This is a genomic window from Amycolatopsis sp. NPDC102389 (genome assembly GCF_044765885.1).
Classification (GTDB): domain Bacteria; phylum Actinomycetota; class Actinomycetes; order Mycobacteriales; family Pseudonocardiaceae; genus Amycolatopsis.
On the sequence record NZ_JBIWKX010000002.1, the window covers coordinates 7,991 to 22,966 of the forward strand.

Here is a 14,976-nt window from a genome sequence, read left to right on the forward strand (position 1 = left end):
GTGGGTGCGCGCGCCGCGGGGGGGGGGGGGGGGGGGGGGGGGGGGGGGCCCGCCCCCCCCCCCCCCCCCCCCCCCCCCCCCCCCCCCGACCCGAGCTTGACCAGGGCCGAAGGCTTCTTTCACCGCATTAGACGCGGCGAAGGGAGCCTTCATCCCACCATCGGCCCGCCCAAGAACACGCCACGTTTGACCTTCGGCTCAATATCTCACGGCGGGTTATTCTATTGAGGGGTAAGGCAAAGGTAGCGTGATGGTCTGGGTGGCAGGGCCCCACGAAAACCGGTCATGCCAGCATCAAGCGGGCGTTCGGGCACCGGCAACGGTCCTGTGTGGACACTGCAAGGTGCAGCAGGGTGTCGTCGGTGCCCGTGCCTCACGCTTTCGTCCCGAGATCGCCTGTCGTGAATGGTCAGGTGAGCGCGGCGGGAAGCGTTTCGAAACCGCGCAGGATCCGGGTCTCCCGCCGTCGCGCGCCACCCAGCAGCCGAAGGTCCGGGAAGCGCTCGAAGATCGACCGCAGCCCGATCTCGCCTTCCATCCTCGCCAGCGAAGCGCCGAGACAGTAGTGCCGCCCCGCGCCGAACGACACGTGGTCCCGCGCGTTCGCCCGTCCGACGTCGAAGGCGCCCGGGTCGTCGAAGATCTCCGGGTCCCGGTTGGCGCCCGCGAGCACGGTGCTGACGATCGCCCCGCGGGCGATGGGTGTCCCGCCGATCTCGGTGTCGCGCGCGGCCAGCCTGCCGGTGAGCAGGACCGGCGGGTCGTAGCGGAGCACCTCGTCGACGGCGTTGCTCCACAGGTCCGGATTCGCCCGCAATTTCGCGAGTTCGCCCGGATGCCGGGTGAGCAGGGCGATGCCGTTGCCGAGCAGGTTCACGGTCGTTTCGAAACCGGCCGCCAGCACCAGTCCCGCGGTGGCCTTGAGCTCCCGCTCGGTCAGGCCGACGCCGTCCTCGCGGGCGGCGATCAGCTTGCTGAGCAGGTTGTCGCCGGGATTCGCCCGCAGCTTCTCCAGGTGCAGGGTGAGCCACGAGTCGAACTCGGCCAGCGTCGCCTCCACCGTCCGGAAGGTCCGCCACGGCAGGCCGAGGTCGAGGCTCGGTGCCGCGGCACCGCCCAGCGCGAGCACCTTGTCGCGCTCTTCCGGCGGGACGCCGAGGATCTGGCTGATCACGGTGACCGGCAGGAGCCCGCAGTACCGCTCGATGAGATCGACCGGGTTCGCCGGGTCGAGGCCGTCGAGCAGCTCGTCGGTGATCGCTTGCGTGCGCTCCCGCAGTTGCTCGACCGCGCGGGCGGTGAAGACGCGGGTGACCAGCTTCCGGTAGCGCGTGTGGTCGGGCGGTTCGCTGGCGAGCAGTGACGGCGGCTCGATCGGATGGATCAGACCGGACGAAGACCAGGCGATGAGCCGGTTGAGCAGCGGGTTGTCCGGGACGAACCGCACGGTCTTGAACGCGTCGCCGGTCAGGATCTCCTTGCACGCCGAATGCCGGGTGGTGACGTGCCCGACCCGCGTGGTGGCGATGGCGCCGTGCGAGCGGATCTCGTCGAACAATCCGGTCAGATCCGCTCCGCCGCTCGCCTCGACGGACAGCCTGCCCTGGAGGTCGCCCCGGCGCGCCGCGGCCCGCAGGGCGACCCGGGGGATGGCGTGGCCGATGCTCCAGCGGGTGACCGGTTTGGCGATCGCCTCCGCCTTGTGCCGGAAGGTCCGTGCGGGAGCGGTCTTGAGTGCGAACATCAGGGCTCCGTCCGTGCGGGTTCCCCATCGAAGGTATCGGAACGACGTGTCAGTAGCGAGCGGCTCCGAAATCTCCTCGGTAAGGTTCTGCACTTCCGGCGGGCCGGGGAGTGCTTGTGGGCGGCTACGGGTTCGACATCGCGCTGGTCGCGGTTCTGGTGGTGCTCAACGCGGTGTTCGCGGGCAGCGAGATGGCGCTGATCTCGGTGCGCGAGGGGCAGTTGCGGGCCTTGGAACGGGACGGCCGCGCGGCCGCCCGCACGCTGGTGCGGCTGGCGCGCGACCCGAATCGCTTCCTGGCGACGATCCAGATCGGCATCACGCTCGCCGGGTTCCTGGCCTCGGCCACGGCGGCGGTGTCCCTCGCGCAACCCCTGGTGCCACTGCTGGGTTTCCTCGGCAACGCGGCCGGGGCGGTGGCCGTCGCGCTGGTGACGATGGTCCTCACGTTCCTCACCCTGGTGCTCGGCGAGCTGGCGCCGAAGCGCCTGGCGATGCAGAACGCGCTGCGGTGGGCGTTGCTGGTGGCGCGTCCGTTGAATCTGTTGTCGGGGATCTCGCGGCCTGCCGTGTGGGCGCTGAGCGTGTCGACGAACTTCGTCGTGCGAGCGCTGGGCGGCCGGTCGGAAGCCGATCCGGACCAGATGTCGCCTGAGGAGCTCCGGGAGCTCGTGTCCGCGCAACGCGGCCTGAACGCCGAGCAGCGGATGATCATCAACGGTGCCTTGGAGATCCACGAACGGCGGCTGCGCGAAGTGCTCGTGCCCCGCCGGGCGGTGCTGACCCTGGCCGCCGAGCAGGATCTGCTCTCGGCGCGCGGGCAGCTGGCCGAATCCGGCCATTCCCGGGCACCGGTCGCCCGCGGCGGCCATCTGGACGACGTCGTCGGGGTCGTGCACCTGCGCGATCTGCTCGGCGACCACGAAGACCTCGCCGAAGTCGTCAGGCCGGCGGTGGTGTTCCCCGATTCCTTGCGGGTGTCGGACGCGATACGGAGGTTCAAGGCCGAGCGGGAGCAGATGGCGCTGGTGGTCGACGAGCACGGCGCCGTCGCGGGCATGGTCACGCTGGAGGATCTGCTGGAGGAGATCGTCGGCGAGATCTACGACGAGACCGACCGTGACGTGCTGACCGTGGCCGATGGCAAGGACGGTTCCCTGATCCTGCCCGGCACCTTCCCGGTGCACGACCTCGTCGACGTCGGCGTCGAGCTGCGCGACGCGCCGCCGGGGGAGTACGCGACCATCGCGGGGCTGATCCTCGTGGTCCTCGGCCGGATCCCGGAGAAGCCGGGCGACCGCGTGACGGTGTCCGGATGGACCGTCGAGGTGCTCGGCGTGGAGCATCACGCGATCACGCGGGTGGCGCTGCACCGTGGACCGCGGACGGAGCGGTGAGTTGCGCCGGGCGTCCGGGGTTGGCAGCGTGCCCGGTGTCCCGCCACGAAGAAAGGTGCTCCGATGCCGCAAGACCAGCCGGATTTGAAACCTCGTTCGCGCGACGTGACCGACGGCCTGGAGCGCGCGGCGGCCCGCGGGATGCTCCGCGCGGTCGGGATGGGCGACGACGACTTCGCCAAACCGCAGATCGGGGTGGCCTCCTCGTGGAACGAGATCACCCCGTGCAACCTGTCCCTCGACCGGCTGGCCAAGGCGGTCAAGAACGGCGTGCACGCGGCCGGTGGCTATCCGCTGGAGTTCGGCACGATCTCGGTGTCCGACGGCATCTCCATGGGACACGAGGGAATGCACTTCTCGCTGGTGTCCCGCGAGGTGATCGCCGATTCGGTCGAGACCGTGATGATGGCCGAGCGGCTCGACGGCTCCGTGCTGCTGGCGGGCTGCGACAAGTCCTTGCCGGGCATGCTGATGGCCGCGGCCCGGCTCGATCTCGCGTCCGTCTTCCTTTACGCGGGCTCGATCATGCCCGGTCAGGTGGACGGCCAGGACGTCACGATCATCGACGCGTTCGAAGCCGTGGGCGCCTGCCTGGCGGGCAAGATCAGCCGTGCCGAAGTGGACAAGATCGAGCGCGCGATCTGCCCCGGCGAGGGTGCCTGCGGCGGTATGTACACCGCCAACACGATGGCGTCGGTCGCCGAAGCGCTCGGGATGTCGCTGCCCGGATCGGCCGCGCCGCCCGCGGTCGACCGGCGGCGTGACGGTTTCGCGCACCGGTCGGGGGAGGCCGTCGTCGGCATGCTCCGCCAGGGCATCACCGCGCGCCAGATCATGACCATGGAGGCGTTCGAGAACGCCATCGCCGTCGTGATGGCGCTGGGCGGTTCGACCAACGCCGTCCTCCACCTGCTCGCGATCGCGCGCGAGGCGGAGGTGGATCTGCGCATCGACGATTTCAACCGGATCGGCGACAAGGTCCCGCACCTCGGCGACCTCAAGCCGTTCGGGAAGTACGTGATGAACGACGTCGACAAGGTCGGCGGCATCCCCGTGGTGATGAAGGCGCTGCTCGACGCCGGGCTCATGCACGGCGACGTGCTCACCGTGACCGGTAAGACGATGGCCGAGAACCTCGAAGGCATCGCGCCTGCCGGGGTCGACGGCGAGATCATCCGCCCGCTCGACCGTCCGATCCACAAGACCGGCGGGCTCACCATCCTCAAGGGATCGCTGGCGCCCGAAGGCGCGGTGGTGAAGTCGGCGGGTTTCGACGAATCGACGTTCACCGGTACCGCGCGGGTGTTCGACGGCGAACGGGCCGCCCTCGACGCGCTCGCCGAGGGCCGGATCGTCGCCGGGGACGTCGTCGTCATCCGGTACGAAGGCCCCAAGGGCGGGCCCGGGATGCGGGAGATGCTCGCCATCACCGGCGCGATCAAGGGCGCCGGCCTCGGGAAGGACGTCCTGCTCATCACCGACGGCCGGTTCAGCGGTGGCACCACGGGGCTCTGCGTCGGGCACATCGCCCCGGAAGCCGTCGATGCCGGGCCGATCGCCTTCGTGCGCGACGGCGACCCGATCACGCTCGACGTCGCGAACCGGACGCTCGAAGTGGAGATCGACGACATCGAGGCACGCAAGGAGGGCTGGGCTCCCAAGGCGCCCGCGTACACGCGCGGGGTGCTCGGCAAGTACGCCAAGGTCGTGCGGAGCGCCGCGCACGGAGCCGTTTGCGAGTGAGGGCTGAAGGGGCCCTTCACCGCATGCAACGCGGTGAAGGGCCCCTTCGTCGCATCACATGCGAGTAAGGGTCCCTTCAGCCTTCACGAACGGGTGATGCGTAGGCCGCACTGGCCCGAGTACGTAATTCACCCGATGTGCCCGGCTACTGCGGAGTAGCAGACTCGGCGGCCCGACGATTCCCGCTGCTCCGGAGGTCGACGATGACCGCGTCTTACGCCCCAGCCCGCTCCGCCGCCCTCGTGATCGCCCGAGTGGTCGTCGACGGGATCCGGCATTCGCTGCCCGAGCACGCGCCGCTGTTCGACGCGCGCGCCACGGAGTTCGTCGCCTCGGTACTGGAGCGCGACGGGATGAACCTGGGCATCGCGGCCGGTGCGGACGCCTTCCGCCAGGTCGGCGTCGCCGAGTACGCGGCGGGCAAGGAGCTGGAGCGGCTCTCCCGGGCCTACCACTCGGCCGGCCGGTGCGCCCTGCCCGTGCTGGCGTCGCTGTCGCGGCAGCCAGGGGCCGGGTCGGCCCTGATGGACACCGGGGTGGAGGCCCTGCTCCGCTGTTCCGACGTCCTGATCCGGCTGTCCACCGCGGCCTACCGCGCCGCGCACACGCCCTCGATCGCCGAGCTGCGCCGAGACCTGCTGAAGGAGATCTTGAGCGGCCGTCCGCCCGCGAAATGGGCGGGACTCGCGGCCGAGGCGGGCTGGGTGCCGCCCGCGCGGGTGGTGGCCATCGCCGCCGAGCCCGGGGCCGTCCGGGCCTCCTTCGGGCCGGAGGTACTGGCCGACCTCGCCGGCGAGTACCCGCATCTGCTCGTGCCCGACGACGTCGAGATCGGCGGTGTCCTGGCGGGGACGCGGGCGGCGGTCGGCCCCGCGGTGGCGCCCGCCGACGCCGCGGTGTCGTTGCGCTGGGCACGCCGGACGCTGGAGCTGGTCCGCCGCGAGGTGATCGAGGACGGCCCGCTCGTGCGCTGGTCGGATCACCTGACCACGCACTGGCTGTTCGCCGACGAGGTGCTCACCACCGCCTTGGTGACCCGCAGCCTGGCCCCGATCGCCGACCTGCCCGCCAACGAACGCACCAAACTCGCCGAAACCCTCGACGCCATGCTCTCCGCCCGCGGCGGGGCACCCGAGATCGCGGACAACCTCGGCGTCCACCCGCAGACGGTCCGGAACCGCATGCGCCGTCTGCGGGTCCTGTTCGGGGCCCGGCTCGACGACCCGCAGTCCCGCCTGGACCTGCGGATCGCCCTGCGCGCGGAGGTGCTCACGGCCGAACCGGCCGGGTCGGCCGCCCCGATGAAGGCGGCGTGAGCGTCAGGCGGGATCCGCGACCCGGGTCACCCAGGTGGCGACCTGAACGCGGTTCGAGTAGCCGAGTTTGGTGAGGATGTGGTCGATATGGGTGTCCACCGTGCGCCGGGCGATGCCGAGCCGGTCGGCGATCTCCTGGTTCGTCAGCCCCTCGGCGATCACGTGCGCGATCTCGGTCTCGCGTTTGGTCAGCACCTGCGGGGCCTTTTTCGGCGGTTCGGGGGACCGTTCCTCGAGGGCATAGGCGATGGCGTCGGCGACGGGCATCGCGGCGCCGTCGGTGAACTCCTTGATCGCGACCTCCCAGCCCAGCGCCGCGGTCACGGTGTCGGTGTCGGCCTGCAGCGGTTCGGTGAACGCCTCGTACCGCGTCGGCCACGCGCCCACGGTGCGCCAGACGTTCATCGCGGCGCCCTGCAGGATCGCCGCGCGGCTCGGGCGTTTCGTCCGGGCCGCGCAGCCGGCCATGACGGTGAGCGTGAACCCGACGACGACGCGGTCGTCCACCCGTTCGTGCAGGCGCAGGACCTGCTCGCAGCAGCGCTCTGCAACGGCGAGATCGCCCTGCAGGTATTCGGCGGCGGCGCGCGACCACAGCGCCCAGCCGCGCCAGAAGACCTCGCCGCGCCGCTCGCAGCGCTCGACGGCTTCCGCGAGCACCGCCCGGCCTCGGTCGATGTCGCCGTTCAGCCAGACGGCCAGCCCGTGGTTGTAACTCGCCCAGAGGTCTCCGCCCTCGTCACCGTGGGCGCGGAACAGGTCGATGGCCGTGCCGAACAGGCGTGACGCTTCGGCCATGTCGTCGCCGATCAGCGCGGCGTAGGCGCGGACGTGGAGCACGTACGCGGCGGCGAGTTCGTCGCCGCTCGCCTCGGCTTCCGCGGCGGCCCGCTCCACCATGCACCGGTGGGCGGCCATGTCTCCCTGCACCACCGCCAGGAAAGCGGAGAGCCACAGCCCGTGCGCCCGCTCGGGGACACCCGGCGCCGCGGCCTCGTCGAGACGGCGGACCCACATCCGGCCTTCGGTGTTCAGCCCGCGGACGATCCAGAACTCCTTGATGTCGCGCAACATCCGCAGCCCGACGACCGCGTCCGCGGGGTCTCCGGTGCAGTAGTCGAGGGCGACGCGCAGGTTCGCGTGTTCGCGCCGCAGCCGTCCGATCCAGCCGAGCTGGTCGGTCTCCAGCCATTCGGTGGCGTACCGGCCGGCGAGTTCGGCGAACCAGTCCCGGTGCCGTTTCCGGAACTCCGCCGTCCCGCCCGTCTCGCTGAGCCTGTCGACGCCGTACTCGCGCACCGATTCCAGCATGCGGTACCGCACGCCGCCGGGGTATTCCTCGCGCAGCAGGATGGACTTGTCGAGCAGCCCGTCGACGACTTCCAGGACCCGGTCACGCGGCAGTTCGCCGCCGGAACAGACCTGCTCGGCGGCGTCGAGGTCGAAGCTGCCGGAAAACACCGACGCGCGGGCCCACAGCAGCCGTTCGGGCCCGGTGCACAGGTCGTGGCTCCAGTCGATCAGGGCCCGCATGGTCTCGTGCCGCTCCGGCCGCCCGCGCCGGTCCTTCGTGAGCACGGAGAACTGCCGGTCGAGGCGGTCGGCCAGCTGGCGCACGGACAGCGCCCGCGCGCGGACGGCGGCCAGCTCGATGGCCAGCGGCAGCCCGTCGAGCCTGCGGCACAGCCGGATCAGCGGCTCGACGTCCTCTTCGGTGAGCCGGAACGACGGCGCCACCGCGGTCGCGCGGTCGACGAACAGCCGCACGGAATCGTCGTTCAGCACGCGTTCGAAGGAGTCGCCCTGGTCCGGGATCGCCAGCGGCGGCACCGGCAGGACCCGCTCGCCCGCCACCCCGAGGGATTGCCTGCTCGTCGCCAGCACGGTCACCTGGGGGCAGGCCCTGACCACGGTGTCGGCGAACCAGGCGCAGCTGTCGACCAGGTGCTCGCAGTTGTCGAGCACCAGCAGCAATCGGCTCGCCTGAAGGGCTTCGACGACGACATCGATGGCCGGTTTCGCCGAGCGGTCGCCGAAGCCGAGGACGTTCGCCACCGTCGGCACCAGCAGCGCGGGTTCCCGCAGTTCGGCCAGCGACACGAACGCGACCTCGTCGGCGGTGGCCTCCCGGTGGGCCGCCGCGATCCGCCAGGCCAGCCTGGTCTTGCCCACGCCGCCCGGCCCGGTCAGCGTGACCAGCGACGAGGTCTCCAGCAGACGCCGCGCCTCGCCGGTCTCGGCGTCGCGGCCCACGTAGCTGGTCACTTCGGTGGGATCGGCAGACCACCCCGCAAGCGAGCCAACTCCGTCCGCCATGCACTCTCCCGCGATCGACCAGCCCCGCGTTTTCCGTCCGATGTAGACGGAAAACGCCCGGCTGCGGATACTAGCGGACCGGCGTCCTACTGGCGGGACACTCGTTTGGCACGGTCGTGCGCCCAGCCTCCCAGGACCGTCCCGGCGGCCGCGAGCAGCAGGAACACGATCAACCTGCCTGCCCACTCACCGGGTACCCAGTCGAACGCGCCCCACAACTGGGTCGCGGAATGATCGAAGAGGCTGCGGATGGCGGCCTGCGCGAAGACGGCGACGGCCACCATCCCGAAGATCTGCAGCCCCAGATAGCCGCCCTTGGTCATGCTTCCCACCTCCTGTTTCACGGTCGAGTCCCAGCATCGCCCCAGTGGGCCCGGCGCACATCCGCAGCGCGTCGCGACTCGCGTTCGACCAAAGTCGATCCCCGTGGCGACCGAGGTCGGGGCCGGGATCGTCCCGTGTCCGGGTGCGCCGCCGCGGACCGGTCGACCATGATGGTCCGGTGATCACCGAAGCCGGCGCCCAGCCGCCCCTCCGCCCGTGGGAGCAGGCCTTGCGCCTGCTCGCCGCGGCCGCGCTGGGCGTGCTGCTCTGGGTCGTCACGGCGGCGCAACTGCCGGTGGGCGCGTCGGGACCGAGGGTCGAGTGGATGATCACCGGTGATCCGCTGGTGGCGCTCGGCTGCCTGATCGCCCTGTTGTGGCGCCGCCGCTTCCCGGTCGTGATCGCCATGGTGGTCATCCTCGCCTCGACGGTTTCGATACTGGCCGGCGGCGCTTCGCTGCTGGCGCTCTGTTCGCTGGCCACCCGGCGGCGACCGGCCGAAACGGCCGTCGCGGCGGTGTTGTCCGTGGTCACGGCGGTACTGGCCGTCGACCTCTATCCGCAGCGCGAGGTGCCGGGACCGCTGTGGCTGGTGATCAGTTTCCCCACCCTGATGGTGGGGGTCGTGGTGGCCGTCGGTGCCGCGATCGGGGCGCGCCGCGAGGAGGTGCGCTCCCTGCGGGAACGGGTCGAAAGCGCGGAACGGGAGCAGGCCGCGCGGGCGGCCGAGGCACGGATCATGGAACGCCACCGGATCGCCCGCGAGATGCACGACGTCCTCGCGCACCGGGTCTCGCTGGTCGCGATGCAGGCCGGGGTGCTGGGGCATCGACCGGATCTGCCCGCCGACCAGGTCGCGGAGCTGGCGCGCGGCATCGCCGACGGCTCCCATCAGGCGCTGGAGGAGCTGCGGGATGTCCTCGGCGTGCTGCGGGCGGACCCGGACGAGCTGGAACCGCCGCAGCCCTCGCTCGCCGACCTGCCCGCGCTCGTCGCGGACGCGCGGGCGCTGGGACTGGACGTCACGGTGAAGACCACGACGGACGGCGAGCCTCCGGACGCGATCGCGAGGACCGTCTACCGGCTCGTGCAGGAAGGGCTGACCAACGCGGGCAAACACGCGCCCGGCGCCGAGGTGGTCGTCACCGTCGAAGGAAAAGCGGGTGACGGGCTGCGGGCGACGATCCGGGATTCCGGTGCGGCGCGGGCGATCGAGGGACCGCCCGCGTCGGGATTCGGCCTGCTGGGCCTCTCCGAGCGGGTCGAACTGGCGGGCGGCGAACTGGACCACCACCCGGAACCCGGCGGCGGATTCGTGCTCACCGCGCGCCTGCCGTGGCCGGTCCGCGAAGGGAGCGAGTGAATGGACGACGAGCGGGTGCGGGTCGTGCTGGTCGACGACGAGCATCTGGTGCGGATGGCGCTGCGGCTCATCGTCGACGGCGAACCCGACCTCGTCGTGGTCGGCGAGGCCGCCGACGGCGATGCCGCGGTCACCGTGGTGGGGGAGCAGCGGCCCGACGTCGTCCTGATGGACGTCCGGATGCCCGGACGGGACGGGCTGAGCGCGACCGAGGAGATCCTCCGCCGCCCGGAGCCACCCCGGGTCCTGGTGCTCACCACGTTCGACTCGGACGAGATGGTGCTGGGCGCGCTGCGCGTCGGCGCGCTCGGATTCCTGCTCAAGGACACCCCGCCACCGCGGATCCTCGAGGCGATCCGGACGGTGGCGACCGGCGAACCCGCGCTCTCGCCCGCCGCCACGGCCCGGCTGATCACCGCGGCCACCGGACCGCACTCGTCCGACGCGCGCCGGGCGTCGCGGGAAACCGCACGCGGGCTGCTGGCCACGCTGACCGACCGCGAACGCGAGACGGCGGGCGCCATCGCCGAGGGGCTTTCCAACACCGACGTCGCGCGGAGGCTGGACATCACCGTCGCGACGGTGAAGGCGCACACGAGCAGCATGCTCTCGAAACTCGGCGTCGAGAACCGGGTGCAGATCGCCTTGCTGGTGCGCGACGCCGAAGGCTGAAAACTTTTTCCGCCGCCGTGTCGAATCCGTCGTTCCCCGGTCGACGCAGTGTCGAAAGCAGCTCGAAACGACCAAGGAGAAACCAGATGCGCACCCTGATCGCCACCGCGTTCGTCTCGCTCGACGGCGTCGTCGAAGGCCCCGGCGGGGAGCCGGGCTACCGCAACTCCGGCTGGACCTTCAACGGCATCGAGTTCGACGAAGCGGCCTACGAGCTCAAGGGGCGTGAGCAGGGCGAGGCCACGGCGATGATGCTGGGCCGGGTCAGCTACCAGGCGTTCTCGCCGGTTTGGCCCGCCATGACCGAGGAGTTCGCCGGGTACAACGCGATGCCGAAGTACGTCGTGTCGACCACGCTGCGGGACGAGGACCTCGTCGGCAACTGGGGCGAGACCACGATCCTGCGTTCGCTCGACGACGTCGCGAAGCTGAAGGAGACCGAGGGCGGACCGATCATCCTCCACGGCAGCGCGGAACTGAACCGGAACCTCGCCGACGCCGGGCTGATCGACCGCTACCACCTGCTGCTGTTCCCGGTCCTGCTCGGCGCGGGCAAGAAGCTGTTCAGCGACACCGACAAGGACAAGCAGAGTCTCAAGCTCGTAGAGAGCGAGGCCTACGGCAACGGGATCCAGAAGCTGGTCTACGACGTCATCCGATGATCGGACCCCGCACCGGCCTCGGACGCGCGCCCTGCGATCATGAACCGCGTGAACAAGCCCGTCTTCGTGCAGCCGAACCTCGACGGACCGGCGGTGGAGCTTTCCGGGGTCGAGGTGCACGTCGGCCGGGTGCCGCTGGTGTCGGACGTGGATTGGCGGGTGGACTACGGCCAGCGCTGGGTCGTTCTCGGCCGCAACGGGGCGGGGAAGTCGACGATCCTTTCGGTGGCCTCGACGCAACGGTTCCCCAGCGCGGGCACGGCCGTCGTGCTCGGCCACCGGATGGGCGCGGTCGACCTGCGTGACGTGCGGACGCACATCGGCTTCGTCGGCGCGAACCAGCGGCTGCCCGACGCGGAGAACCACGACGCGCACACCGTGGTGCTCACCGGCTTCAGCGGAAGCGTGCTCCCGCTCTGGGACCGCTACGACGACGCGATCCGTGACCGGGCGTCGAAACTGCTCGAACTGGTCGGCTGCACCGAATTGCGCGACCGGCCGGTGCGCGTGTGCTCGCAGGGCGAGCGCGCCCGGGTCCGGCTCGCCAGGGCGCTCATGGCCGATCCGCTGCTGCTCCTGCTGGACGAGCCGTTCGCCGGCCTCGACCTGCCCGGCCGTGAGGATCTCCTGATGGCGCTGGAAAACCTCACGCTGGCCCAGCCGGAGCTGGCCACGGTCACCGTGACGCATCACCTGGAGGAGATCCCGGCGACGGCCACGCACGCCCTGATGGTGCGCCGCGGCGAGGTCACCGCCGCGGGGCCGATCGACGAGGTCCTCACCGACGAAGGGCTTTCCGCCTGCTACGAGCGGGATGTCGAGGTCCACCGCATCAACGGACGCTGGGCCGCACACGCGACTCGACGTCAGTAAAGGCGCTGGTCACCCGTCGGTGTTGCTTTCGAGGTTCACTCTCATCTCCACGCATCTTCCGGATGTCCGTGGGCATCCTTCCCGGTGAGCCGATCACCGAGCGGAGGAGGAAACCCATGCCCGGCAAGCAGATCACCCGTGTTTCCCTGGGGATCGCCGCGCTGACCGGAACGTTCGCGCTGACGGCCGCCGGTCAGGCCGAGGCCGCCACACCGCGGTGTGCGACGGCGGATCTCGCGGTGTCGTTGGGCGAGCCGGAGCAACGCGAAGAGGCGACCGGCCAGTTCGACGTTCCGTTGACGTTCACGAACATCTCGTCGCGCGCCTGTGCTCTGTCCGGGGTGCCCGCGGTCGACCTGGTCGGCCCGGACAACCCGAACGGTCCCGTCTACCACTTGCCGCGGGTGGACGACGGCACGCGCGTCACCGAGGTCCCGCCCGGGTCGAGGGCGACCGCGGCCGTCACCGTGCTGTCCCCGGTGCCGGGCTCCACGTCGTGGACACCGTCGAAGCTGGTGACCGTCCCGCCGGGGCGGATGGAGGCGTTGAGCGTGGACTGGCCGTCGGATCTGCCGGTGCTCCGCCAGGACGGCGCCACGCGGCCGGGCAGCTGGGTCAACGGAATCGTCGCCGACCCGGGCTGAGCCGAAGCCGGTCAGAGGGAAGCGCAGGGCCAGGCGAGCCGGACGACGGTCCCGGTGGGGGTGCTCGTCACCGAGGCCTCCGGCGCGAAGGCGCGGATGATCGGCAAGCCGCGTCCGCCGTCCGGGCTGCGGCCGTCGCGCCAGCGGCCCTCGTCGGCGACGCTGATCTTGAGGTGGCCCTCGTCGAGGGCGGCGGTCACCGTCATGACGTTGCCTTCGGTGCCGTCCGGGTACGCGTGTTTGACGACGTTCGTCATCGCTTCGTAGGCGGTGAGTTTGAGATCCTCGGCCAGTTCCCGGGGAAGCCCCCGTTCGAGGGCCCAGTTCGCCAGGACGTCCCGCAACGCGGCGGCCTGTGCGGGGACGGCGGCGACCTCGAGGACCAGCTCGTCGGTGTCCTTGCGCACCGGCTCGTCGATCGGCATCACGAAGTGTCTCCTCGTCGTCCGCCGCGGTCCACGACCGCCGGATCCGTCCACAAGGCTAAGGCACCGCCCGGATCGGGACGCGAGAGCCGCGCGGGCGGGCGCCGCCATCCGATATGTTCGAAGCACGCGGAGTGCCGATCGTGAGGGGTGGATGACGGTGACGAGCGGAGTCGGCGAACACCAGGAGGTCCCGTTCTCGGTGACCGTCGCCAGGCCCGGCGACGCCGAGGTCGTGATCGCGGTGGCGGGGGAGATCGACCTGACGACCTCCGAGGATCTCAAGGAGACGTTCGAGGAGGCGCTGGAGCCCGTGCCGGGCAGGCTCGTCGTCGACCTCGAAGGCGTGGAGTTCTGCGATTCCACCGGTTTGGCGACCCTGGTCAGGATCAACGACCGGTGCGGCACCCAGGGGGTCGCGCTGAGCTTCCTGCCGTCGCCCACGATCCGGCGGCTGGCTTCGAAGACGGGCCTCTCCACGCTCCTGCCGCTCGCCGGATCCTGACCCTCCGGCGGCTCAGCGGTTCGCCACTTCGAGGATCGCGTGGTCGAGGTGCCGGTACACCGGGATCTGGGTGTCGACCGCGAACAGGTGCAGCAGGCGCAGTACCGGCCGGGTGTCGGCGACGACGCCGGTCGAGCGGCGTTCGGTGCGGGCGCGCGCCGCGGCGGATTCGATCACCCGTAACCCGGCGACGCCGAGGAAACCGACCTCGGTGAGATCGAGCACCGTGGCGGTGGGGAGGCGGCCCCGCAGGGCTCGCTCCAGCCGTCCCGCGGTCGCGAGGTCGATCTCGCCCGCCGCGGCGATGACGAGCAGGTCGTCGTTCCAGCGGGTCCGTCGCACCCGGAGCAGGTTTTCGCCTGAGGGACGCGGTCGCGGAACGACGGGACAGACGTGTTCGGTCATGATGGTGTCTCCCGGATGGCCGGGGACGGGACGGACAACGGGTAAGCCTGCACAACTGCTGCGCAAGTCAACGCGCCGCCGCGTCGCCCGGTGAAACGTCTTGGGGCCGCGGACATGCGGGTCGTTCGCGCGGGCTGGTGGACTCAACCTCACGTGCTTCTCACCGTACGCCGCTCACCTCTCATGGCAAGACCGTGTCCGGTGAACAGCGGGTTTCATGGTCGCTCGCGGAGCGCCTTTTCCCAGGCCGAACCCCATTCCTCCAACGGGTGCAACGCGTCGAGGAGCCGTTCCCCCAATGGGGTCAGGCGGTAACCCTCTTCGCCGGTTTCCACGATGCGGGCTTCGGTGAGCTCACCCAGCCGGGTGGCCAGCACGCTCGACGACATGTGTTCGCAGCGCCGGCGGAGTTCGCGGAAGCCGAGGTCGCCCTGGCGCAGTTCCCAGATCACCCGCAGGGTCCACCGGCGCCCCAGCAGATCGAGCGCGGCCATGAGCGGACGGCCGGTTTCGGAGCCGCGGACCGGCCGTCCGGGCCGCGGGATCGGATCGCCGGGCATGGCACCCCCTTGTGCTTCGACTTTCGA

Annotated in this window: 15 protein-coding genes; 9 read left to right on the forward strand and 6 right to left on the reverse strand. The window is 70.9% G+C overall.

Annotated features, from left to right (window positions below; translation table 11 throughout):
- Positions 1-409 precede the first annotated feature (409 nt).
- Positions 410-1,744 (reverse strand): cytochrome P450, encoded by a 1,335-nt coding sequence (locus tag ACIRGA_RS01950; protein ID WP_400935702.1) that lies wholly within the window; start codon positions 1,742-1,744, stop codon positions 410-412.
- A 116-nt stretch (positions 1,745-1,860) separates the two neighbouring features.
- On the opposite strand from ACIRGA_RS01950, the gene ACIRGA_RS01955 reads away from it, so the two are divergent.
- The 3 genes from ACIRGA_RS01955 to ACIRGA_RS01965 all read left to right on the forward strand — a co-directional run bounded on the left by ACIRGA_RS01955 (position 1,861) and on the right by ACIRGA_RS01965 (position 6,200).
- On the forward strand, positions 1,861-3,141 hold the full coding sequence (locus tag ACIRGA_RS01955; protein WP_400935704.1) for a hemolysin family protein: 1,281 nt from the start codon (positions 1,861-1,863) through the stop codon (positions 3,139-3,141).
- Positions 3,142-3,204: 63 nt separating this feature from the next.
- A complete protein-coding gene (gene ilvD, locus ACIRGA_RS01960; RefSeq protein WP_400935706.1) occupies positions 3,205-4,884 on the forward strand; it encodes a dihydroxy-acid dehydratase in 1,680 nt (559 codons plus the stop codon).
- Between the two features lie 203 nt (positions 4,885-5,087).
- Positions 5,088-6,200 (forward strand): helix-turn-helix domain-containing protein, encoded by a 1,113-nt coding sequence (locus ACIRGA_RS01965; RefSeq protein WP_400935708.1) that lies wholly within the window; start codon positions 5,088-5,090, stop codon positions 6,198-6,200.
- Between the two features lie 3 nt (positions 6,201-6,203).
- On the opposite strand, the gene ACIRGA_RS01970 is transcribed toward ACIRGA_RS01965, so the two are convergent.
- Both ACIRGA_RS01970 and ACIRGA_RS01975 read right to left on the reverse strand, forming a co-directional pair.
- A complete protein-coding gene (locus tag ACIRGA_RS01970) occupies positions 6,204-8,516 on the reverse strand; it encodes a LuxR C-terminal-related transcriptional regulator (RefSeq protein WP_400935710.1) in 2,313 nt (770 codons plus the stop codon).
- An 86-nt stretch (positions 8,517-8,602) separates the two neighbouring features.
- The gene (locus ACIRGA_RS01975) at positions 8,603-8,839 is read right to left on the reverse strand and encodes a hypothetical protein (protein WP_400935712.1); all 237 of its coding nucleotides are present in this window, start codon (positions 8,837-8,839) and stop codon (positions 8,603-8,605) included.
- A gap of 179 nt (positions 8,840-9,018) precedes the next feature.
- Here ACIRGA_RS01975 and ACIRGA_RS01980 point away from each other — a divergent pair, with 179 nt between their 5' ends.
- The 5 genes from ACIRGA_RS01980 (at position 9,019) to ACIRGA_RS02000 (ending at position 13,054) form a co-directional block, all read left to right on the forward strand.
- Positions 9,019-10,203: a sensor histidine kinase gene (locus ACIRGA_RS01980; RefSeq protein ID WP_400935714.1), complete on the forward strand. Its 1,185-nt coding sequence runs from the start codon at positions 9,019-9,021 to the stop codon at positions 10,201-10,203.
- A complete protein-coding gene (locus ACIRGA_RS01985) occupies positions 10,204-10,875 on the forward strand; it encodes a response regulator (protein ID WP_400935716.1) in 672 nt (223 codons plus the stop codon).
- 86 nt (positions 10,876-10,961) lie between these two features.
- Positions 10,962-11,537 (forward strand): dihydrofolate reductase family protein, encoded by a 576-nt coding sequence (locus tag ACIRGA_RS01990; protein WP_400935718.1) that lies wholly within the window; start codon positions 10,962-10,964, stop codon positions 11,535-11,537.
- Between the two features lie 39 nt (positions 11,538-11,576).
- On the forward strand, positions 11,577-12,410 hold the full coding sequence (locus tag ACIRGA_RS01995) for an ABC transporter ATP-binding protein (RefSeq protein WP_400935720.1): 834 nt from the start codon (positions 11,577-11,579) through the stop codon (positions 12,408-12,410).
- A gap of 116 nt (positions 12,411-12,526) precedes the next feature.
- A complete protein-coding gene (locus tag ACIRGA_RS02000; RefSeq protein ID WP_400935722.1) occupies positions 12,527-13,054 on the forward strand; it encodes a DUF4232 domain-containing protein in 528 nt (175 codons plus the stop codon).
- 11 nt (positions 13,055-13,065) lie between these two features.
- Here ACIRGA_RS02000 and ACIRGA_RS02005 read toward each other — a convergent pair whose 3' ends face one another.
- A complete protein-coding gene (locus ACIRGA_RS02005) occupies positions 13,066-13,479 on the reverse strand; it encodes an ATP-binding protein (RefSeq protein ID WP_400935724.1) in 414 nt (137 codons plus the stop codon).
- A 154-nt stretch (positions 13,480-13,633) separates the two neighbouring features.
- Between ACIRGA_RS02005 and ACIRGA_RS02010 the strand changes: the two genes are divergently transcribed.
- Entirely contained in the window at positions 13,634-13,984 is a 351-nt protein-coding gene (locus ACIRGA_RS02010) for an STAS domain-containing protein (RefSeq protein ID WP_400935726.1), read from the forward strand.
- A gap of 12 nt (positions 13,985-13,996) precedes the next feature.
- Here ACIRGA_RS02010 and ACIRGA_RS02015 read toward each other — a convergent pair whose 3' ends face one another.
- A complete protein-coding gene (locus ACIRGA_RS02015; protein WP_400935728.1) occupies positions 13,997-14,326 on the reverse strand; it encodes an STAS domain-containing protein in 330 nt (109 codons plus the stop codon).
- Positions 14,327-14,604: 278 nt separating this feature from the next.
- Positions 14,605-14,949, reverse strand: coding sequence for a winged helix-turn-helix transcriptional regulator (locus tag ACIRGA_RS02020; RefSeq protein WP_400935730.1), 345 nt, complete (start codon positions 14,947-14,949; stop codon positions 14,605-14,607).
- Positions 14,950-14,976 lie beyond the last annotated feature (27 nt).